This is a genomic window from Pseudomonas sp. B21-031 (assembly GCF_024748985.1).
GTDB classification, from domain to species: Bacteria; Pseudomonadota; Gammaproteobacteria; order Pseudomonadales; family Pseudomonadaceae; genus Aquipseudomonas; species Aquipseudomonas kermanshahensis.
In genome coordinates, this window is record NZ_CP087181.1 from 3,854,945 (window position 1) to 3,877,459 (window position 22,515).

The window sequence follows — 22,515 nt, forward strand, 5'->3', positions numbered from 1 at the left end:
CGACAATGGAAGACATGCTGATTTCCCATGGCATCTACAACCTGATCATCTTCGTGCTGGCCATCTATGTGGGCTACCACGTGGTCTGGAACGTCACTCCGGCCCTACACACGCCGCTGATGGCAGTCACCAACGCCATTTCCGCGATCGTAATCGTCGGCGCCATACTGGCCGCCGCCCTGACCGTGACCCCGGCCGGCAAGGTGATGGGCACTCTGGCGGTGGCTCTAGCTGCAGTCAACGTATTCGGTGGTTTCCTAGTCACCCGTCGTATGTTGGAAATGTTCAAGAAGAAAACTAAGAACGAGGCGCAGAAACAAGCATGAGCATGAATCTGGTAACACTTCTCTACCTCGTCGCCTCGATCTGTTTCATCCAGGCGCTCAAGGGCCTGTCGCATCCAACCACGTCACGGCGCGGCAACCTGTTCGGCATGATCGGCATGGGCATCGCCATGCTCACCACGGTTGGCCTCATCTATAAGCTGGGCGCCGAGCTGGCAACAGCGGGCATCGGCTACGTCATCGTCGGCCTGTTGGTCGGTGGTACCGCCGGTTCGACCATGGCCAAGCGCGTCGAGATGACCAAGATGCCGGAACTGGTCGCCTTCATGCACAGCATGATCGGCCTGGCTGCGGTGTTCATCGCCATCGCCGCCGTGCTTGAGCCGCAGTCGATGGGCATCGTTGCCGCGATCAGCGACCCGATCCCCACAGGTAACCGCCTGGAGCTGTTCCTGGGCGCAGCCATCGGTGCCATTACCTTCTCCGGTTCGGTAATCGCTTTCGGCAAGCTGTCAGGCAAGTACAAGTTCCGCCTGTTCCAGGGCGCTCCGGTAGAGTTCTCCGGTCAGCACAAGCTGAACCTGATCCTGGGCCTGACCACCATCGCCCTGGGCCTGCTGTTCACCTTCACCGGCCACTACAGCGCCTTCACCCTGATGCTGGTTCTGGCCTTCATCATGGGTGTGCTGATCATCATCCCGATCAGGGGGGCCGACATGCCGGTGGTGGTGTCGATGCTCAACAGCTACTCGGGCTGGGCAGCGGCGGGTATCGGCTTCTCGCTGAACAACTCGATGCTGATCATCGCAGGCTCCCTGGTGGGCTCCAGCGGTGCGATCCTCTCGTACATCATGTGCAAGGCGATGAACCGCTCGTTCTTCAACGTCATCCTGGGCGGCTTCGGCGGCGATACCGATGCCGGCGCGGCACAAGGCTCGAAAGAGCAGCGCCCGGTGAAGTCCGGCTCGGCCGACGATGCCACTTTCCTGCTCAGCAACGCCGACAGCGTGATCATCGTCCCGGGCTACGGCCTGGCGGTGGCCCGTGCCCAACATGCGCTCAAGGAACTGACGGAAAAACTGACCCACAACGGCGTGACCGTGAAGTACGCGATCCACCCGGTGGCGGGCCGCATGCCCGGGCACATGAACGTGCTGCTGGCCGAGGCCGAAGTGCCGTACGACCAGGTATTCGAGATGGAGGATATCAACGCGGAGTTTGGCCAGGCCGACGTGGTACTGGTGCTGGGTGCCAACGACGTGGTCAACCCGGCGGCGAAGAACGATCCGAAGTCGCCGATCGCCGGCATGCCTATTCTGGAGGCGTTCAAGGCCAAGACCATCATCGTCAACAAACGCTCAATGGCCAGCGGTTATGCCGGCCTGGACAACGATCTGTTCTACCTGGACAAGACCATGATGGTGTTCGGTGACGCGAAGAAGGTAATCGAGGATATGGTTAAAGCAGTGGCGTGAATCTTACAAAAAAAGGCCCTCTAGCTAGAGGGCCTTTCTCAGTTCTTCAGTAAATCACTTAGGGGTAGCAGCCCACTGGGTTGTAGGCGATACAGAGGATTGACTCTTGGGCGTACGCAACATCAGCGGCCCAAACAATGCTAGAAGCATCATCATCACAATCGGCAGGTAGATGAGAGCCCCCAGCCCAAATGCATTGACAATGACGGTGATAGCCGCAGGAGCTACCAGCATGCCTGAGTACCCAATGCTGTTCACAATGGCAATGTTACGGCCAGCATTTGCTGGATCCATCCGCCCTGCGCTCGAAAGCAGGAGGGGAGCAATGCAGGACATACCAAGCCCAAAGAGTCCGAAGCCAGCGATGGAGGTAGCAGCTGAACCTCCCAGCACCACCACCACAAGCCCAACAATCGCAATGATGCTGCTGCAGAAAATGACCTGAGTTGATCCGAAGCGGGCAGCCAATCGATCACCAAGGAAGCGTCCCACAAATTCTGCCCCAGTAAAGGTCGAAACGGCTACGCCGGCCAAGGCTGCAGTGGTCGCGAATTCACGACGGACAAATTCTTGCCCCCAGTCGCCAATGACACTTTCGCCAATCATTGCGCCAAGCAGAAGCAGCCCCAGGCCCACCATGAGGATTACTATAGCTTTGCTAGTTGGAGCAACCGGTGGCGAGCTGGATACTTCTGCTCCAGCCGGCGCAGCTTCAAGGGCAGGCACGTCGTTCTTCCCCAGCAGCCAGAAGCTTACCAAGGCACCGCTTACCAGGATCACTCCGCCCATGACTGAGAACTGCACTGAAGCGCTTTCGTGGTAGAGCCCACTGAACCAGCTACCTGCCATGCCCGCAAAGAAACCGCCCAAAGCATAGAAAGCATGAAATGCTGACATGATTGGTCGCTGGTAGAAGCGTTCCACCTGAATACCGTGAGCGTTAATGGCGGTATCCAATGCGCCGCGTAACAGACCTAGCACGGCACCAAAAGTGAGAGCGAAGTAGAATTCGCTGACGAACCCCATAGGAATGATGGACAGGGGATAACCGATTAGGCATGCGCAAACGACCGCTTTGGCTCCAAACCGGTCAATAAGCCCGCCTACAATGAATGCCCCTACCGAACTGCCTATCCCAATACCTAAGGCTAGAAGACCAAAGTTAACATCCCCTGCATCACCTGATAACCCCATCTGGTGACGGAATGCACTTACACCCGTAGACCACACATACATCATTGCCCCGAGGAGGAGGAAGCCGATGAAGGTGGCGACCCTTGCTTTTCTAACTTTATTAGTAATCACACTCAGTCCTCATTCTTGTGTTTATGGAGGATCGTGCGGCTGCACGCAGTGCGCGAGCGTATTCAGGACTGTCCTTATTAGACAGTGGCCATTCCGACGCGACGAGTCTGCAATCTGCCCTCAGCCATCAAGCGTCAAGGCAGAAAAACACGACATCCTTCCGGTTGTAATGGCAGTAAGAAATACGCCCCCTGCTTTTTTATATTTATATGCGAAACCAGGGAAGAAAATGGCCTCATTGATCGTCAATCACCTCCATTTTTATCAATCCCTCCAGAGCTCAGGAACTGATAACCCAGACTCTTAAAAAACAACACCCACGACCATATGAGAGCAAGTTTCCTGCCAACAAACGCAAAGCGTCTAGCTCGGGGCTAAATGACTGCCCGGGTGAAAAAACAAAATGCATTATTGCGAAAACCCAAGGTGAGTTCGCATTTTAGCGACAGCTAGGAGGCTCATTGAATATGGTATTGCCCCCAAACCATTTAAACGGTGAAAAGCTACTCCTCGTATTGGCTAATCAGATTTCCTACCCCTCCGGTCGCCGCACCGTCCTGAAGCGCTGACCGATTTTTAGGTATCGCCCAATCCAACGCCCCATCCCTAGAATCTGAGCGGAGCGCTGGTACCCAGCGCCATCGATGATCGGAACTCAGGCGCACCAAAATCCCACTTCCCGTTGATGATGAGCTGGAAACCCCATAAGATGAGCTCATCGATATATCTGAACCAAGACAAGCCATGCACAATCAAGAAAATTTTCAAGAAAACCTGAAAATGCTATGTGAACAAGTTGGCACAGTTTCAGAGATGTGCCGGCGAGTAGGAATCAACCGACAGCAATTCAATAAGTATTTAGCTGGAACGCATCAACCTTCAAAATCCAACCTGCGCTCAATAGCTAACTTTTTCGGCCTAAGCAACGACATACTATTCAGCAACCCGAACGACTTCCGATCAATGATCGAAGGCGGTCATTTTCATCTTTTCAGAAACCTGATCCAAACACCAAAGATGCTCATGTTTATCAATGAGCTCCTACAAGAAAATGACTCTAGCCTATCAGAACTAACGGGCGTCTATGAACGATATCATCATTCATCCATCTACAAAGGGAAAATTGTTAGATCCGTTTTCTGCATTTATGAAAAAAACGGGATGCTCATGCATTATTACATCGAGAGATTCCCTAACCAGGATGGCAGTGGCAAGATAGATTACCACTTCAAGTATCATGGCTTGACCTTCTTGATATCCAGCCGGATCTTTTGCATAGATTTCGAAAGCATTCAGAAGAACGAAATCACTTTCACCAACCTCGCAGCGGTAAGTAGAAACTCTAGGAAATTCGTTTTTGGTGTCTCTAGTGGCATCGCAGCAACCATGGTACGTCAGCCTGTCGCCGCAAAAGTTGCGATGCATTTCGTCACCAAGGGGCTCATGAAAAAAGAACACATTCGCCGTGCAACCGTTCTCTCTCCTGATGATCCCTCCATTCCCAAGGAGGTCGTGGATTATCTGGGAGCCGGCACCTCTTCAATCGATCCCGTCTGAGGGCAACCCAAGACGTCGACTCTAAATGCGTCTAACTCATCACAAATGTGCGTCACATTGCGTCATATGTCGTTCATGTGAGAAATTGTTTGCGTCATCCGTCAACGGTAATTTGATTCAAGCAGCTCGATATTCGAAAGGGTCGCAGATCGCATTACGCAATCCCTGCTAAGCGGCGACCACCCTCGAGTGCTGCTCAATAATCCTAATACTGTGTGCGCCCGATAGAGGTGATGTGATGGCTGAGTGGATCAAAAAGGCTAAACCTACTGAACAGCAGGTTGATCGCAACGAGCAGGTGAAGTCTGATGTCTCCCGCATCCTGCTGGACATCGAAAAACGCGGCGATGCCGCTGTCCGCGAGCTCTCGGTTAAGTTCGATGGCTGGGATCGCACCGACTACCGCCTGACCGACGCCGAAGTCAAAGAATGTGTATCCAGGCTCACCGAGCGTGAATACAACGACATTCTGTTCGCTCAAGAGCAGGTGCGCCGCTTCGCTGATGCTCAGCGTAAATCCCTCCTGGATGTTGAAATTGAGAGCATTCCAGGTGTGATCCTCGGCCATAAGCACATCCCTGTGAATGCAGCTGGCTGCTATGTGCCAGGTGGCAAGTACCCACTGCTGGCATCGGCCCACATGTCGATCGTTACCGCCAAATCGGCTGGCGTGAAGAACATCACCACTGCTGCCCCGCCCTTCCAAGGCAAGCCGGCTCCTTACATCGTTGCTGCACAGGCGCTGGGCGGTGCTGACGCCATCTACAGCCTGGGTGGCATTCAGGCAGTTGCGGCGATGGCGATCGGCACTGAGTCGATCAGTCCAGTAGATATCATTGTTGGCCCAGGCAACGCTTATGTTGCCGAAGCAAAGCGTCAACTCTTCGGGCGTGTTGGCATCGATCTGTTCGCAGGCCCAACCGAGACACTGCTCATCACCGATGACTCGGTCGACGGCGAACTGTGTGCGACCGATCTGCTGGGCCAAGCCGAGCACGGTGTCGACTCCCCAGCGGTCATGCTGACCACTTCTCGCGAACTGGCAGTGGAAACGCTGAAAGAGATCGAACGCCTCCTGGTCAAGCTGCCAACCCAGAAAATCGCCCGTGAGGCGTGGGATAACTTCGGCGAGATCATCCTGTGTGAAAACTACGAAGAAATGGTCAAGCTCTCGGATGAATACGCATCTGAGCACGTCCAGATCATGACTCACGATGACGATTACTTCGTTAAGAACCTGACCAACTTCGGCGCTCTGTTCGTAGGTGCCCGTACCAACGTTTCCTACGGCGACAAAGTGATCGGCACCAACCACACCCTGCCAACCAACAAAGCCGCTCGCTACACCGGTGGCCTGTGGGTTGGTAAGTACATCAAGACCTGCACCTATCAGCGCATCCTGACCGACGAAGCTTCTTCGCTGATCGGCGAATACTGCTCGCGCCTGTGCTTGATGGAAGGTTTTGTCGGCCACGCTGAGCAAGCGAACATCCGTGTTCGTCGCTATGGCAAGAAAGAAGTAGGCTTCGGCGAACCAGCGATTTAAATCCACTGGCTCAAAAAATGCCAGCTCACTTGGTGGGCTGGCATTTTTATTGGGCAGGTGAAAATCAAACCTCAAGACTGCTTCACGACAGTCCTTGAGGTAGCAATGACAAACACCAGAAGGATTCCAGTCAGCAGCAGTGCAATGCTCAATGTGGTCAAGTGAGCCACAAATCCTATGACTGCTGGCCCCATCAGGATGCCCAGATAGCCAATTGCATTGACTGTTGAAAGCGCCATGGCTACCGGCATAGCCCCCTGCTTGCCGGCTGCAGAGCAATACACTGGGACTAGGTTCGCGATTCCAGCCCCAATCAGGACGAAACCTGCCAAGGTGGCAAATGGGTTGTCGACCAAAATGGCGATCATGACCCCTACCAGCGCCACGCACCCGCCACCTAAGAGCACAACGCGCTCCGTCAGTTTCGGAACCAACCAGTCCCCTGACAGCCTCCCGATTGCCATCGTAACGGAGAAGAGTGCGAAACCAATCCCAGAATGACTGATATCCATGCCCCTGACGGTATTCAAGAATACTGCACTCCAGTCGAGCATTGACCCTTCAACAAGGAAGGCAATCAGGCAGAGCACACCCAAGAGCAGCACGTAGGGTGTTGGCTTGGCGAACATTGAGCCTCCGCTACCCTCTCCATAAGGAAGCATGTGTCGGCCTACGCCCAGTAACAGAGCTATGACCAATGCTACGAGAGCAAAGACAGCCTCCACCGGTGACAGCCCGCACCACAAGAGCCCAGAAACGACCAGGGCGCTGACAATATTCCCAACGCTGAATAAGCCATGAAAGCCAGACATCATCGAACGTCCGAGACCTCTCTCGACGATGGAACCTTGCAGGTTCATCGTCACGTCGGCTGTCCCCAGGCAAGCACCGAAGATCAGCAGAAATACGACAAGCAGCGAAAACTGCGAAACGCTAGCAAGAAACATCAAACTGATGATCGCCCCGAGAAGAGCCGTGATCATTGTCGCCCTGCACCCTACTTTGCTGACGATCTTTGCAACGAACGGCATCATGCATAGAGAGCCAGTCCCTAAGCAGAGCAGCAAGATACCCAGTTCCCCATCACCAATTCCAGCCCGCTCCCTGGCGAACGGCACCAGTGGCGCCCATGCACCCATCGCCACCCCAGGAAGGAAAAAGGCTGTTCGGCATGCAACCAGGCTCCTCCTGCTAATCGTGTAAAAATCATCGGTTAACGCATTCATAAATTATCCCAAAAAAAACGCCCATCAGGAGATGGGCAAAGTTTGGTGAGTACCGCACACAACAAGAACCGTGGTTTGGAAGCTTAACCCCTATCGCGTTTCTGAAGGATCACACCAATGATTACCAAAGCCATCGTTAGGACTGATGACACCAGCAACTCCATTTGGTGCCCTGGCACAACAGCCATCAAAATCAAGAACGACACGATCGCAGCAATGGTGAAATAGGAAAGCGCGGGGAAGAGAGGGAATTTGACGATCAGAGCCCTCCCTTCAGCGATGGCCCGCTTGCGTAAAATCACCTGGCTCACGGCGATGACCAGATACATCACGAGAGCAATCGTACCGATCGTGGCAATCAGTGGAACCAGCACTGCTTGAGGCAAGGTGTAGTTGGCCACCAGTAGAATGAGAGCCCCAGCGCTTGCGTAGAAAATCGAAACCTTCGGTACGCCATTGGCGGTCGTCTGAGCCCATGACTGAGGCGCATCTCGGCGAACCGCAAGCGAATAGCCCATACGAGACGCAGTGAAAATCGCAGAGTTGAGGGTGCTCGCAACCCCCACCAGAATTACCGCTTGAATGATGCCCGCAGCTCCAGGGATACCCATCACTTCCAGAGCCGATTGGAAAGAGCCAACCTCCAGGCGAGGTGAGTTCCATGCCACCAACGCAACAATGACGAAGATCGAACCGAAGTAGAAGATCAGCATCCGCCACACCACAGAGCGGATTGCCCTCCGAATATTTGCTCGGGGGTCTTCAGATTCAGCTGCCGCAATGGTCACGATTTCCATGCCTGTAAAACTGAACAGAGCGAGAACCAACGCTGATGCTATTCCCGGCAAACCTGTGGGCGCAAAGCCGCCATCCTGCCAGAGGTGACCGACGCCACTAGCTGAGCTTGTAGGAAGCAATCCAGAAATGGCGATTACACCAAGGGCAATGAAAGCCAAAATGGTGACGACTTTGATCAGGGAGAACCAGTACTCGAGCGTACCGAAGTTTTTCACGCTGAGGATATTGGTCAGAGTGAGGCCAACAATGAGCGCCACACCAACTGCCATGGAGGGCACTCCAAGCCAGCCGCCGAGAATGTCGGAGGCAACGATAGCTTCTAGCGGGATGACAAGCACATAAAACCACCAGTACAGCCAGCCAATGGAGAAGCCCGCCCAACGCCCCATCGCTTGCTGCGCATAAGTGGAAAATGAACCCGTGTCTGGGTTGGCAGTTGCGAGTTCGGCAAGCATGCCCATCACAAGTACAACCAGTACCGCAGCAATAGCAAAGGAGACCAATACCGCTGGCCCAGCAGCACTAATGGCGCTCGCGGAGCCCACGAAGAAGCCTGCACCGATTACACCACCAATAGAGATCATGGTGATCTGGCGACTACTCAAACCCTTAGACAACGCCCCATGAGACACCGCCTTCTCTGAGGCAGAATCCAGTTGATATTCCATGCCTAGCCCCATCAGGAACTTCCACCCACCGCCTAAGCGGTACAGCCTGGAGGCTGGCGGAAGTGAGCTTCACGTTATTTTTAGAAACCGCCGCATTGCGATCTCAGATTAAGTTGTGAAACTCACTGGGCCAATTTCTCAATCAAACACAAAGTGACGCAGATTGACGCACAGCGCTACAGTCGGCGCGTAGTGGTTCGCACGACAAGCGATGTTTCGAAGATCTTGACTATCGGCTGTAGGGGCTCCGACGCCTCGAGTTCATCGAGCAAAATACGAGCAGCACACTCGCCCTTACCGATGATGGACTGACGGATGGTGGTCAGGCCTCTCGGCGCCGCATCGGGGACGTCGTCGAACCCGATAACCGATAGCTGCCCGGGAACGGCTACACCCTCCTCCTCCGCTTTTGACAAACACGCTAATGCCATCACATCAGAGCTCGCTACAACAGCCGTGACCCCGGACTCACGTAGCAGTGTGGACGCAGCCTCCCGACCGAGCGCATCGGTAAATCCGCCTGCTTCGATAATCACCAACTCGTCGTAAGCAATGCCGTGCCTTTCGGCAGTCTCGACGTAGGCCGTGAGCCGCTCTCTAGCGATTCTCTCCGTCGACTGCCTAAAGCGCTTTTGACTCACTCGCCCCCTCTTCCCGTCGGGGATCAAGCGCTCGACCAGAACCGCGATCTTGGTATGACCAAGGCCAAGAATGTGCTCCATTTGATCCGTTGCAGCTTGCCGGTCGTCGATCCCAACAAAATGCACCCCCTCCAGTCTGGGCGAGTCGATAATCACCGCAGGTATGTTGCGTTTCACGATGAACTGGGTGATTGGATGATCGTCAGGCAATGTGGAGATGATCAGGCCGTCGACCAGCCCCCGTACAGCCAGGTTGGAATCACCTTCCTGATCGCCCTCCAGTTTTTTGCTCTTCAAGGGGAAGAGGGTCAATGCGACGTTGGCGAGTTCGTTGACCTTGGCGATTCCTTTCAGAAGAGACATCGCCCAAGGGTCATCAAACGCATAGGACAACTGATCCATTACGACCAGGCCAATGGCACCGACTCGCCCCGAGCGCAGGCTTCTCCCGCGAAGGTTCGGCCCTGGATATCCCAAGCTCGCAGCGACTGAAAGAATGTGCTCCCGCTGGCTGGCTGAGACCTTACTCGAGCCGCTGTAGGCATAGGAAACCGCTGGCTGAGAAACGCCCGCTGCTTTTGCCACATCTTTCATCGAAACCATCTGAAGATCTGCCCTATATTTATTTCTATGACATGCAGGAATTACTCTGCATACGCTGACTGCAGAGCTGGTGAGGATAACGGCTCGAGCTCAGGGTGGATAACTATTTTCCCTGGCTCGATTGCTGCCACACACCTAGCTCGAACCCTTCCCCAAGACAGAAAAGATCGCACTGGCACATTTTTTTTGGCTCGCTACTGGCCTAGCGACAAAGAAAAATGCGATCAAAATCGCTGATCACCATCCCCCTTGATGCCACAAACCACGCGGCTTCCAACCACAAATTTGATGCGCCACTGCCAGAGGTATGTGCCCAATCGAGGCCCCGACCTTTTGTCGTGTGCGGGTATTGACAACGTCAAAACGCGTGTTACCTTGTGCTCACAGGTTATACGAATAACCACCCAAACAAGAAACGAGGCTGCTTATGTCTAGCGCCCAAAAGCTGAACGAACTAGCTCAGCGAAACCATCAAGCGAGATGCGTGCCGTCACTAGCTCTGCGGCTCACATCCCAGCTATCTCTTAGATTCACTGCCCATAAAGCCCGAAATGCGTCCGTGCGTCGGAGCCCTAGTGCCGAGACCCAGACCCACTCAGCTGTATTAACGGCTAGGAACGCCTTTGCCTGGAGTTTAAGTGCGCAGTGAAATCGTCGTTAGATAAACCCCCTACTTTGAACGCAAGATACCCGCAGCAACCATTTCGCTTGCTGTGACAATGTAGGCAGGTAAAGGCTCACGCCAAGTTATCACCCCGAATTTATTTCGGTGACTTCGTGCAGCCCCAATAAAGGCAAGTTAATAGCTAAAAATTCTGTCGAAGTTTTATCGACGGCTGCTCTTCGTCAAAAATAAATACTGGAGGTATAACCGTGACTCGTGCTCTCTATCTTTACGGCGGCTGGCCTGGACATTACCCATACGAAATCGCTGGCTGGGCTCGCGAGCTCTTCAAGGAGCTGGACTTTGACGTTGAAGAGTCCACCGACATCTTCACCCTGGATCGTGACCTTAAGGGTTATGACCTGATCATCATCGGATGGAACAACGCTGTCACCACCGAAACCCTGACTGCTTCGCAGGAAAAGCATCTCTCTGAAGCAGTCGAAAGCGGCGTGGGCCTTGTTGGCTGGCACGGCGCAGGCGCGGCATTCCGCGCAAGCCTGAAATATCACTTTATGCTGGGCGGCTCGTTCCTTGAGCATCCGGCTGGCGAAGGTTACCCACACCCGTACATGGTCAACTTCATCGACCGTGATCACGAGGTGACCCAAGGCGTTGAGGATTTTGAGGTTCGCTCCGAGCAGTACTACATGCAGGTAGACCCAAACATACACGTCTTGGCTGAAACCACCTTTGATGGCAACCCTATGCCATGGCTTAAAGGCCACCGAAGCCCAGTTGCTTGGATTCGTAACTGGGGCGAGGGCCGAGTGTTCTATCACTCGATCGGCCACGACACCAGCAACCTCGCTGACCCCAATATCCGTCGTCTCACTAAGCAAGGCTTGGTGTGGGCAGCGCGTAAGTAAATACCTGACCGGTAATTCGAGATCTTCAGGGTTACTCCACGCGGTTTCCCTGAAGAACGTTTAGTGAAACCCTCCAACTAGGAGCGATGCAACATGCCTAAACTCACAGGCAGCCAAGTGGTTGCCCAAACACTAAAAAATTACGGCGTCGAGTACGTTGCCGGTATTCCTGGGCACGGCATCTGGACTTTGATGGACGCCTTCATGGAAGAGGAGTCCAAGCTCCGGTTCATTCAGGTTTTCCATGAGCAAAGTGCCGTGCACTTGGCCGACGGCTTCTACCGTGTTTCGGGCAAACCAATGGCTGCAATCACTTCGATTGGCGCCGGTGCAAGCAACACCGTTATCGGTATGGCGACCGCATACACCGACTCGACCAGCTGCATGCTGATCACCGGTGGCCCACCCACTCACATGCGCGGCCATGGCTTGCTGCAGGAGTTGGAGCGCTACACTGACAACGACTTCCCGAAGATCGCCGAAGCAGTATCCAAGCGGCACTGGGTTGCCACTCGCACCGAAGAGATGCCATTCATCATGCACCGGGCTTTCAGCTCGATGCTGACCGGTCGTCCCGGCCCTGTTCACATCGAAATCCCGATGGACGTACAGGCTGAAGCGGCTGAGGTGACTCTGCACGACCTGCAAGAGCGCATTCCCGTTGGTAAGGTCTACCCAGATCCGAAAGCCATCAAGCGCGCGGCCGAAGTACTGCGTGAGGCTAAGCGTCCAATGATCGTTATCGGCGGCGGCGTTATCACTGCCGAAGCATTTGACGAAGTTGTAGCACTGGCTGAAACCTGGAAAATCCCAGTCGTTACGACTTGGAACGGTAAAGGTGGCTTCCCGGAAGACCACGCGCTGTTCGCAGGTAGTGTTGGCCAGACCGGCACGCTCTGCGGCAACAAGATGGCATCGAGTGCTGACGTGATCCTGGCAGTAGGCTGCCGATTCACTGACTGGTCGTCTTCGAGCTACGCCCAAGGCGTAACGTTCTCGATCCCACCAGGACGCTTGATCCACATCGATATCGACCCGCATGAGATCGGCAAAAACTACCCAGTTGCTGTCGGTATCGTTTCGGACGCAAAGTACGCTCTGGCGCACATTGTTGAAGAGCTGAAAGACGAAACTGTTGATCGCACCGAGTACCTGCAAGATCTGAAAGAGAACCAAGACTTGTGGGAAGCCAAGCTGGCGACCCGACGCGACTCTGATCGCTTCCCGTTCACCTCGCAGCGTCCTCTGGGCGCTCTGCGTAAGATCTTCCCACGGGACACCATCGTTGTCGTAGGTTCCGGTAATGCGCAGGGCGCAGTGAAGCAGACCTTCCCTGTTTACTCTCCGCGCACCCACCTGACCTCGGGTGGCTTCTCCTCGATGGGTTGGGCTGTACCTGCAGCAATCGGCGCCAAATTGGCGGCTCCGAATCAGCCAGTTGTGTGCATCCTGGGTGACGGTGACTTCCTGATGAACTCTCAGGAAATCGCCATCTGCAAAACCAACGACATCCCTGTTGTCTTCATCATTCAGAACAACGCAGGCTACATGTCGATTCGCGGCGGCCAGCGCAAGCAGACGGATCGACACATCGGTAGCGAATTCAACACTCCTGATGGCAAGCCTTACTCCCCGGACTACGAGGCACTGGGCAAGGCGTTCGGCCTGAAGTCCTTCTGCGTTCGCAGCAACGATGAGCTGGAGCCAATCCTTCAAGAAGCCTTGGAATCCAATGAGGCCGTTCTGATCGAAATTCCAACCGACCGTGACGCGGCAGGCCCGTGGGTTCCAGGCTGGTGGGACTTCCCGGTTCCAGAGTACATCACCGACGAACGTCAGGATGAGTACTGGGAACTGCGCAACAAAGAACAGCACCTGTAACTAAAACTGAGGCATGCAGGAAATGAGTACTGAAGTATTAAACACTCATTCAGAGCAAGCCCGCTTGGAAGGAGCGCCGGCCCGCCGGCGCTCCAATCCAACCGTGAAGCCTGATGAAAATGGTGTAGTGACCTGCGACGTGCTGATCATCGGATCCGGCATGGGAGGCTCCACATTTGCTCATGCTCTGACCAAGAAAGGGCTCGATGTCCTGGTCGTAGAGCGCGGCGATTTCCTTCCTCGTGAAACCGAAAACTGGAGTGCGGAAGCTGTTTTCGGTGAAGGCCGCTACAGGAACGCGGAACAGTGGCTGGACAGGGATAACAAGCCTTTCTCGCCAGGCGTATTCTATTACGTAGGTGGCAATACCAAATTTTATGGGGCAATGCTGCCGCGCTTCCGGGAGGTAGACTTCTCGGATGTAAAGCACGCAGAAGGTGTCGCGCCAGGCTGGCCAATCAGTTACGCGGAATTGGAACCATACTATTGCCAAGCCGAGCAGCTCTATAAAGTGCACGGCAACGCAGGCCAAGACCCCAGCGAGCCATGGCGGTCGCAACCATACCCATGGCCAGGCCTGCAGCACGATCCCGCACTGCTCTCACTCGAGAAAGTGATGAAAGATGACGGACTGTCGCCTTTCGTAATGCCGGCTGCTGTTGACTACGGCGAGGATCGCGCCTGCGTACTCTGCTCTACGTGCGACGGTTACCCATGCTTGCTCGAAGCCAAAGGCGACGCCGAAATTTCGACCTTGCGTCCAGCGTTGGAGTCAGGCGCCAGGCTGATGGTAGGTACCAAAATCGACAAGCTCGTGACCAGCAAAGACGGAAAGCGGGTTACTGAAGCTTTAGGTGTCAAGGACGGTCAACCGGTCAGAATTCTGGCAAATCGTATCGCGCTAGCATGTGGCGCGGTTAACAGTGCCGCCCTGCTTTTCCGTTCAAAGAACGAGCTGCATCCTACGGGCCTTGGTAATAGCTCTGACCAACTAGGTCGGAACTACATGGTGCATAACAGCACGTTCATGATCGCTGTTGACCCACTGCACACCAACAAGGTGAAGTTCCAAAAAACACTGGCTATCAACGATTGGTACTCGGCAGGCCGTCACAACACATTCCCGTTGGGGAATGTGCAAATGCTTGGCAAGATTCGAGAGCCAATGATCACGCCAATGCGGCCATGGATTCCGAAGATTGTCTCTCGGTTTATCACCGGCCACAGCGTTGACCTTTATCTGACCTCTGAAGATATTCCAACGCAGGACAATCGCGTGGAATACGATGAAAAACGTGATTCCATCAAGGTTCATTGGACGCCTAACAATCTCAGTGCTCATGATCAGCTGGTTGAAAAAACCACTGCAATCATGAAAAAAGCTGGTTTCCCAGTTGTACTGACCGAGCGTATGGGCATCGCGACAAACTCTCACCAATGTGGTACTGCGGTAATGGGTGCTGACCCGAAGAAAAGCGTTCTTGACCCTAACTGCAAAATGCATGACCTGGACAACGTATGGATCGTTGACAGCTCATCATTCCCATCTTCAGCAGCAGTTAACCCTGCACTGACAATTGCGGCAAATGCGCTAAGGATAGCGGATAAATTTTAATAAAAATGCCATCCATTCTTTGCAAACGGATGACACCCCGACCTTAACCGACAGGAACGTGTTAAAAAATGAATAACATGAACAATAGCCTTGTCACCCCTCGAATTAGAAGGGCTCGTGCTGCTACATTTGCGGGCTTTATGATTCTCGGGGCAATGATGTACATCTGGTCAACTGGCGTATCAGCATTTCGTCACCATATGGGACTGAATGGTGACCTAGGTGACGCCAATTTTGGCATGATTGCGTTTGGTATTGGTGTGGGCAGTGCGGTAGGTTCGTTCATTGTCGGCATGTTCCTGGACAGGTTTGGTGCCAAAAAAGTTATTCTTACAACCGCAATTGCGTACCCGCTCTCCATCATCCCGATGGGCTACGCCACCGACGTTTACTTTGCGTTGAGCTTCGGGGTCGTCTTGGGGTTGCTTCGTGGTGCTGCAGACACCGCGTACAACACTCATGGTGTGCAGGTAGAACGTTTCTACCAGCGCTCGATCATGACCACATTCCACGCAGCTTACTCCTTGGGTGGCTTCGTTCTCGGCATGGTGGGTAGTGGGTTTGCGGCACGTTACACCGAAAGTGCCGCCGTCCCATTCACTGTTCTGGGCGTGCTGTTACTCGCAATCGGCATCATTTCCAGCGTCTTCATGCTCGATCAGCATGAAGTAGTTCCAGAGGCAGCTACTGATGCGAAGGGAGCCAAACCGGCCAGCTCCGCTTCCCTTGGCGTGATCGCGCTGATGGTGGGGTTCGGTATCCTGTTGCTGGGCAGCATGGTTGGTGAAGGGGCTGTCGCAGACTGGGGCCAAGAGTATGGACGTCGTGTTCTTGGTGTCACCGCTGCCGATGCTGGTGTTGCCGTTTCGGTCTTCATCGGGGCCCAGTTCATTGGTCGAGTGATTGGCGACCGTCTCGCAGCACTAATCGGCGCTGTTCGTCTCGTATTCTTGAGCGCTGTCATCGCCATCGCTGGTCTGATTCTGATCGTAGTAGTCAATACAGAGTTCGCGGGCCTGGTTGGCTTTGCAATGTTCGGCCTGGGTCTTGCCAGCATCGCACCGCTCATGCTGTCCAGCGCTGGTCGTAAAGACCCGGCCAACGCAGGACGCAACATCGGCATCGTGAACTGCATTGGTTATTCGGGCATGCTTATCGGGCCGGCGGCCATTGCGCTCGTTGTCAGCACCTTCGGTATCGACAAACTGCTCTACTTCCCAATTGTCCTCCTCATCCCGCTCGCCGTATTCGGCCCAGCATTGATGAAACAAGGTCGCTCAAGCAATTCCTCGCTTCAAACCCCCATCAGCGAACACAAGGTAGGCTGATTCTTTGGGGCTGCCTGCTCGGGCAGCCCTTTTTTCTACACAACCCATTCAATAAAAGCATAAGTCAAACTACTTCCTGAACAATCACTACCTACCATAAAACAAATAATAAAGGAAACATTCATGCTCAATAGCAAGAAGCTAGGGCTGTCGGCTGCAATCAGTATGCTATCCCCACTAGCAGCAGATGCATTCGAGTTCAATGGTTATCTTCGTAGCGGCATTGGTGGCGCGACCTCGGGCGGAACTCAGTCATGTTTTCAGTTACCTGGCGCACCCACTAAATACCGTTTAGGCAACGAGTGCGAGCAGTACGCCGAATTCGGTGTTCGCCACGACCTTGCCACACTTGATGATGGATCGGTTCTTAGTGTTGAAGGGATGGCCGCCCTACAAAATCAGTATGGGCACACTCCGAAGTTCTCAGATGACTACGGATACGCTCGCGTAGTTCAAGCCTACGCCGAGTGGAGCAAAGTACCACAACTCAATAATGGCTCCTTGTGGGCGGGCCGTCGCTTTTACAAGCGCAATGACATACACATTTCAGACTTTTACTATTGGGATCAAAGTGGTACCGGCGCAGGCATTGAAGATTTCGAACTCGGCGGCCTCAAATACAGCTACGCATTCTCTAGGAAGGATAACGTCTTTCAAAAGGACTATACCAACCGACATGACTTCAATATCGGCGGCATCAACACCAACCCCGGCGGCGAGCTCGAGTTTGGCTTCAGCTACATAGAAGATCCGGATCGTGGTGACACCCACAGCGGATGGGCGGTCACTGCCCAGCATCGCCAGAGTGATGTGCTCGGTGGAAACGCCAACACCGTAGCAATCCAGCATGGCCAGGGCCCAGGTACCAGCTTGGGTTACACAGGGGATGTGGAGCTCGAGCGCAGCAACCGAAGCTGGCGAGCCTTGGATTATTTCGACTGGCAAATCACTCCTCGATTCGGCGGCCAGTTCCAGGTCGTAGCTCAGCGGGATTATCGCGACGGTGGGGAAAAACAGGATTGGGTATCGGTGGGCGTCAGGCCTGTTTATGCGATCTCTGATCAGTTCAAGCTCATTGCGGAAATCGGCCACGACCAGATTGATGCCGCCGATGGCACTCGGAAGCTGAGCAAATTCACCGTAGCCCCTACATGGTCTCCCAAAGGGCCTGGCTTCTGGGATCGACCAGAAATCCGCCTGTACTACACCTACGCGAAGTGGAACCGGGCCGCCCAACAGGCTGCGGATGAAATGGATGAAGGATCTGCCCTATCGTCCACCGGAGCATTCAACAGCGCACGCCACGGCAGCAATTTCGGCGTCCAGGTCGAGTACTGGTGGGAATGACGAAATAGAGCTTCGCCCTCCTCTTCTAAAACGTAACTTCACCTTGCTCTCGAATGGTGCTCAGGGTGCCACTTGAGCGCAAGGTGCTACTGCTCAGGACAATTTGAAAATGGAAGTAATTGCACAGCAAGTCATCAGTCGCGCTCAAGAAATTGCCCATCGACTGGGGCACACCGTCTGCATCTCCGTAGTCGATCCCTCCGGGCTTCCATTCGCCTTCTTGCGTATGGACAACGCAATACCTGGGGCTATTGATATCGCAGTGAAGAAGGCTCGTACCGCGGCCCTCTTCCGAACAGACAGCATCACTATCGGCGCCGAAGCGAGGCCCTCTGGATCGATCTATACATTGGAGGCAACCAATGGCGGGTTGATCAGTTTCGGAGGCGGCGTAGTGCTCTATGACGAAACGGGCAACGTGATAGGAGCTCTTGGCATTTCTGGGGCCCCTGTAGAGGTCGACCAGACGATCGCCATGGAGGCTGCAGGCCGGCTATGAACGCTTCGAAGTCTCTTCATGTGGGTGTCTGGGCGCTCGCAATTGCGGCATTTGCCATCGGTGTTTCTGAGTTCGTTGTGGTTGGCGTGCTCCCTTCCATTGCCCAAGAATTCAGTATCTCGCTCGCCCACGCGGGGGGACTCGTTAGCTATTACGCCCTAGCTCTCGCATTGGGCACCCCCATAACCGTTCTAATGATTGAATCGCCCCTGGTTTCGTAGACACCTCCAAGCCTCATAATGAGGCCCAAATAGGAGGAGCCATGAGCCGTCAGCGTTACCCTGAAGAATTCAAGATCGAAGCGGTCAAGCAAGTGACCGAGAAAGGCAATCCTGTCGCCGATGTTGCCCAGCGCCTGGGCATGTCTGTTCACAGCCTCTACGCCTGGATCAAGCTCTACAGCAAACCCCAAGAGCAGCGTCAGCAAGACGATGAGCAGCAAGCCGAACTGCGCAAGCTTCGCGCAGAACTCAAGCGCGTGACTGAAGAGCGAGACATCTTAAAAAAGGCCGCCGCGTACTTTGCCAAGGAGTGCAACTGAAGTACGCCTTCATCAAGAAGCACTCGACGGATTACCCGGTGCGGCGCCTTTGCCAAACCCTCAAGGTGCATCCCAGCGGCTACTACGCCTGGCTGGCCGAGCCTCAATCTGCCCGAGCAAAAGAAGATAACCGTCTTCTTGGCTTGATCAAACATGCTTGGCTCGAAAGCGGAGGTGTGTACGGCTATCGCAAAATTCATGATGACCTGCGTGAGCTGGGAGAGACATGCGGGCGAAATCGAGTCGGTCGTTTGATGCAGGTAGAGGGGTTGCGTTCGCAAACGGGCTATCGCCGTCGTCCTGCGTTTTATGGCGGAAAACCAACAGTGGCCTCGCCTAACCACCTTGCCCGGCAGTTCAAGGTCAGCGAGCCGAACAAGGTCTGGGTGACAGATATCACTTACATCCGCACCTATGAAGGATGGCTTTATCTGGCGGTAGTGCTGGATCTCTTCTCACGCCAAGTAATTGGTTGGTCAATGAAGCCAAGGATGTGCAGCGACCTTGCTATCGACGCGATGCTGATGGCCGTTTGGCGACGTAAGCCACAGCAGCAAGTGATGATTCACTCAGACCAAGGCAGTCAGTTCAGTAGCTCAGATTGGCAAAGCTTCCTTAAGGCCAATAATGTGATCAGCAGCATGAGCCGACGGGGAAACTGCCACGACAATGCCGTAGCCGAGAGCTTTTTCCAGCTTTTGAAGCGGGAGCGAATCCGACGAAAAATCTACGCAACGCGTGACGAAGCCCGAAGTGATATTTTCGATTACATCGAGATGTTCTATAACCCAAAGCGTCGACACAGCAGTGCTATGCAGCTGTCTCCAGTAGAGTATGAGAAACGCTATTTTCTGAGCTTGGAGAGTGTCTAGGAAATCAGGGGCGATTCAAGAAGTTATGGTAGCTTTGCCATTCCACAATCCTCATGCACGTGTGACCCTCACCTAACAGTGCAGACGCATTCGAACTCCAAGACTCATGGGTGACAAACATTTTTCGATCCTTTCATTTTTACTCGCACACGAGGTCTTGGCCGACAGCCAACGCCTTGCAGTAAAGACCCACAGAACACATATGCAGACTCGCCAAATTGACCACCCTCTAGGCTCAAGCCATCTGTGCTTCCATCCCAACTTTTGTCAATTTATGGCATATATTGGAACCGCATGAATTTGGGGTGCAGGACTACCCCGCATGATTTCTGCGCATTGGGAATAGAGGCTTTCGATCCTTAAAGGTCATTATATGGCGTGTTATGGATCGACGCAATGTGGCTTCATCCTGTCTTTTACGGGTGAAGAACATGTCTCTTAGCGAGGCCATGGCGGCGGTTGTCAGAGCATTGAGACAAAACCGGAAAATGACTCAGGACGATCTGACCATGATCGGTCGGAGGGGAAGAAGCCGCATCGAGGGCGGGAAGGCTAACGTGACGATCGACACGCTTTCTAATGTAGCCTCAATGCTCGAAGTCGACCCCGCTCTCCTGCTTCTACTCGCCCATTCTGCTCACTCAGGTGAACCTGTCGACGTCGCGCTCAAGCGCATCTCGTCCAAGCTCAACGCTCTCAAACAGGATGGTGTCATCGAGAACATCGCTGCACAGCCCGAGCGCCCTATTGGTAGACCTGCTACCCGCGACATCCAGAAAGCACTCCAACGTGCCCCCCTTTTGAAGGAAGCCGGCATGTCGAACGCTGAGATAGCCCAGGAATTGGGCGTGTCAAAAACGACTGTGCAGCGCTATCTCACCAAGCCGTTGAGCTAAACGAGGATTAGGCTCCAAACAAAACCTGCCCGCCCTGAAATAACCTATCTGCTTGAATGCTGCACACTAAAACTTGGCCTTGGCTGCAAGAAACGCAGCAGGATAGCTCGTGAATCACACGAATTCGTAGGTCATTACGAGCAGAGTACTATGCCAGTACCCAACACTGCGTCGGACGCCTGCCGATGAGCGCCTCAGGTGGGATCGGTCAAGCTTCCCCACCTCTGACACCGCCTTCACCCTGACCAACGGGCGATCGATAAGACACTTGAAGAGCTCATCGGACACTACAGACGATGATTGGGCCACGCACCGGAATGTCCGTCAGCCCCCCGCCTGCATCCGCCACACGAATCTCATGAACTGCAGGTGCAATCCTGATCAGATCGCCACCTCATCAGCTCTAGTAAGACAGAGATAGTTTGGAACGCTTCTTCGTGGCGTAACCACAGGTAAGCCGGCCAGGGGTTTAGCTAGGGACGCAGTGTAAATCCATGCCGCGTAGTCACAGAAGCTATGCGCCCCTTCATGAAATGGGCATGAACCTCGCCCCACCAGCATCTATTGTCTGCGCGCCACAAGCTGGCCCGACGATGCGTTTACCACCCCGCCAAGTATGCATCTGGGCTACCTGGCATTTCTTCAGGAATTCAAATGCGCAGTAATGTGCATTTGCTTCACTGAATCGGGGAGCCTGCCTCAAACCACTTTACTCTACGCCAAAAATTATAGACACAAAAAAAGGGCTTAGATTTCTCTAGCCCTTGATTTGTCTATGTCTGGCGGGGAACCAGGGATTCGAACCCTGGGAACGCTCTCACGTTCGCCGGTTTTCAAGACCGGTGCATTCAACCACTCTGCCAATTCCCCGATGCAATCGCTTGACTATCTTGAAGTATGCATCTGGGGACTACCTGAGATAAGAACTCTAGGATAGTTGCCCATCGACGGTTTTCAAGACCGTTGCCTTAAACCACTCGGCCACGCTTCCAGCTCGTTTTGCGGCCGCCATAATACCGTAATGAAACACGCTGTCAAACTCTCTGTGTCGCGGGTTGCAGGACGTCTGATAGACTCCTAGCATCTGAACGTCTGAAACCACAGGTTTACCAAGGAGCCTCGCCATGCGCGAACAGGATTACGCCGTACACCACGGCCAGCAGGTCGAGCAGCAGGAGATCAGCAAAGTCCTGCGCAACACGTACAGCCTGCTGGCACTCACCCTCGCCTTCAGCGGTGTCATGGCCTTTGTGGCCCAGCAGATGCGCGTCGGCTACCCGAACGTGTTCGTGGTGCTGATCGGCTTCTACGGGTTGTTCTTCCTCACCAACAAACTGCGTGATTCGGCCTGGGGCCTGGTGTCCACCTTCGCCCTCACCGGTTTCATGGGCTTCATCCTCGGCCCTATCCTCAACCGTTACCTGGGCATGGCCGGTGGCGCTGAAGTGGTCAGCTCGGCATTCGCCATGACCGCACTGGTGTTCGGTGGCCTGTCGGCCTATGTGCTGATCACCCGCAAAGACATGAGCTTCCTCAGCGGCTTCATCACGGCAGGCTTCTTCGTGCTGCTGGGTGCGGTGGTTGCCAGCTTCTTCTTCCAGATCAGCGGCCTGCAACTGGCGATCAGCGCTGGCTTCGTGCTGTTCTCGTCGGTCTGCATTCTGTTCCAGACCAGCGCGATCATCCATGGCGGCGAGCGTAACTACATCATGGCGACCATCAGCCTGTATGTATCGATCTACAACCTGTTCGTCAGCCTGCTGCAGCTGTTCGGCATCATGGGCCGCGACGACTGATACCGCGCCTCATGACAAAAAGCCCGCTTCGGCGGGCTTTTTTGTGCGCCAAAGACTGACTTAAAAGTCAGCTTATTGAGCGAATAGACACCGATCATGCCGCC

General features: G+C 54.1%; 17 protein-coding genes and 1 tRNA gene. 13 read left to right on the forward strand and 5 right to left on the reverse strand.

From position 1 onward, the window contains the following. The first annotated feature begins 5 nt into the window (after positions 1–5). Both LOY53_RS17195 and LOY53_RS17200 read left to right on the forward strand, forming a co-directional pair. Positions 6–326: an NAD(P) transhydrogenase subunit alpha gene (locus LOY53_RS17195; RefSeq protein ID WP_258703050.1), complete on the forward strand. Its 321-nt coding sequence runs from the start codon at positions 6–8 to the stop codon at positions 324–326. Further along, the gene (locus LOY53_RS17200) at positions 323–1,759 is read left to right on the forward strand and encodes an NAD(P)(+) transhydrogenase (Re/Si-specific) subunit beta (protein ID WP_258703051.1); all 1,437 of its coding nucleotides are present in this window, start codon (positions 323–325) and stop codon (positions 1,757–1,759) included. The genes LOY53_RS17195 and LOY53_RS17200 overlap by 4 nt, the downstream gene beginning before the upstream one ends. Before the next feature lie 54 nt (positions 1,760–1,813). On the opposite strand, the gene LOY53_RS17205 is transcribed toward LOY53_RS17200, so the two are convergent. After that, on the reverse strand, positions 1,814–3,064 hold the full coding sequence (locus LOY53_RS17205) for an MFS transporter (RefSeq protein ID WP_258703052.1): 1,251 nt from the start codon (positions 3,062–3,064) through the stop codon (positions 1,814–1,816). A gap of 744 nt (positions 3,065–3,808) precedes the next feature. Between LOY53_RS17205 and LOY53_RS17210 the strand changes: the two genes are divergently transcribed. Together LOY53_RS17210 and hisD are read left to right on the forward strand one after the other, a co-directional pair. Then, positions 3,809–4,621, forward strand: a complete 813-nt coding sequence (locus LOY53_RS17210; protein ID WP_209967465.1) for a helix-turn-helix transcriptional regulator — start codon at positions 3,809–3,811, stop codon at positions 4,619–4,621. 238 nt (positions 4,622–4,859) lie between these two features. Continuing rightward, complete coding sequence (gene hisD / locus LOY53_RS17215; protein WP_209967467.1) at positions 4,860–6,167, forward strand: histidinol dehydrogenase; 1,308 nt, start codon at positions 4,860–4,862, stop codon at positions 6,165–6,167. A 71-nt stretch (positions 6,168–6,238) separates the two neighbouring features. Here the strand turns inward: hisD and LOY53_RS17220 are convergent, their stop codons facing one another. The 3 genes from LOY53_RS17220 to LOY53_RS17230 all read right to left on the reverse strand — a co-directional run bounded on the left by LOY53_RS17220 (position 6,239) and on the right by LOY53_RS17230 (position 10,094). Beyond that, on the reverse strand, positions 6,239–7,393 hold the full coding sequence (locus LOY53_RS17220; RefSeq protein WP_258703053.1) for an MFS transporter: 1,155 nt from the start codon (positions 7,391–7,393) through the stop codon (positions 6,239–6,241). 83 nt (positions 7,394–7,476) lie between these two features. Beyond that, complete coding sequence (locus LOY53_RS17225; RefSeq protein ID WP_258703054.1) at positions 7,477–8,859, reverse strand: amino acid permease; 1,383 nt, start codon at positions 8,857–8,859, stop codon at positions 7,477–7,479. Between the two features lie 176 nt (positions 8,860–9,035). Beyond that, entirely contained in the window at positions 9,036–10,094 is a 1,059-nt protein-coding gene (locus tag LOY53_RS17230) for a LacI family DNA-binding transcriptional regulator (protein ID WP_258703055.1), read from the reverse strand. A gap of 882 nt (positions 10,095–10,976) precedes the next feature. On the opposite strand from LOY53_RS17230, the gene LOY53_RS17235 reads away from it, so the two are divergent. The 8 genes from LOY53_RS17235 to LOY53_RS17270 all read left to right on the forward strand — a co-directional run bounded on the left by LOY53_RS17235 (position 10,977) and on the right by LOY53_RS17270 (position 20,615). Then, positions 10,977–11,636 carry a ThuA domain-containing protein gene (locus LOY53_RS17235; RefSeq protein ID WP_258703056.1) on the forward strand — a complete coding sequence of 220 codons (660 nt, stop codon included), beginning with the start codon at positions 10,977–10,979 and terminating at the stop codon, positions 11,634–11,636. Between the two features lie 93 nt (positions 11,637–11,729). Beyond that, a complete protein-coding gene (locus LOY53_RS17240; RefSeq protein ID WP_180688484.1) occupies positions 11,730–13,517 on the forward strand; it encodes a thiamine pyrophosphate-binding protein in 1,788 nt (595 codons plus the stop codon). A 22-nt stretch (positions 13,518–13,539) separates the two neighbouring features. Then, on the forward strand, positions 13,540–15,132 hold the full coding sequence (locus LOY53_RS17245) for an FAD-dependent oxidoreductase (RefSeq protein WP_258703057.1): 1,593 nt from the start codon (positions 13,540–13,542) through the stop codon (positions 15,130–15,132). A gap of 68 nt (positions 15,133–15,200) precedes the next feature. Next, positions 15,201–16,460, forward strand: a complete 1,260-nt coding sequence (locus LOY53_RS17250) for an MFS transporter (RefSeq protein WP_258703058.1) — start codon at positions 15,201–15,203, stop codon at positions 16,458–16,460. Between the two features lie 123 nt (positions 16,461–16,583). Beyond that, positions 16,584–17,807, forward strand: a complete 1,224-nt coding sequence (locus LOY53_RS17255) for a carbohydrate porin (protein ID WP_258703059.1) — start codon at positions 16,584–16,586, stop codon at positions 17,805–17,807. 109 nt (positions 17,808–17,916) lie between these two features. After that, on the forward strand, positions 17,917–18,306 hold the full coding sequence (locus LOY53_RS17260; protein WP_258703060.1) for a heme-binding protein: 390 nt from the start codon (positions 17,917–17,919) through the stop codon (positions 18,304–18,306). Between the two features lie 262 nt (positions 18,307–18,568). After that, positions 18,569–19,719, forward strand: a protein-coding gene (locus tag LOY53_RS17265; RefSeq protein ID WP_212624354.1) for an IS3 family transposase whose coding sequence is annotated in 2 segments (ribosomal slippage) — positions 18,569–18,803 and positions 18,803–19,719 — 1,152 coding nt in all. Because the reading frame shifts where the segments join, the coding sequence is not laid out codon by codon here. Positions 19,720–20,102: 383 nt separating this feature from the next. Then, the gene (locus tag LOY53_RS17270) at positions 20,103–20,615 is read left to right on the forward strand and encodes a transcriptional regulator (protein ID WP_258703061.1); all 513 of its coding nucleotides are present in this window, start codon (positions 20,103–20,105) and stop codon (positions 20,613–20,615) included. A gap of 780 nt (positions 20,616–21,395) precedes the next feature. Here the strand turns inward: LOY53_RS17270 and LOY53_RS17275 are convergent. Continuing rightward, a tRNA-Ser gene (locus LOY53_RS17275) sits at positions 21,396–21,485 on the reverse strand. Between the two features lie 254 nt (positions 21,486–21,739). On the opposite strand from LOY53_RS17275, the gene LOY53_RS17280 reads away from it, so the two are divergent. Beyond that, positions 21,740–22,411, forward strand: coding sequence for a Bax inhibitor-1/YccA family protein (locus LOY53_RS17280; RefSeq protein WP_003251184.1), 672 nt, complete (start codon positions 21,740–21,742; stop codon positions 22,409–22,411). Positions 22,412–22,515 lie beyond the last annotated feature (104 nt).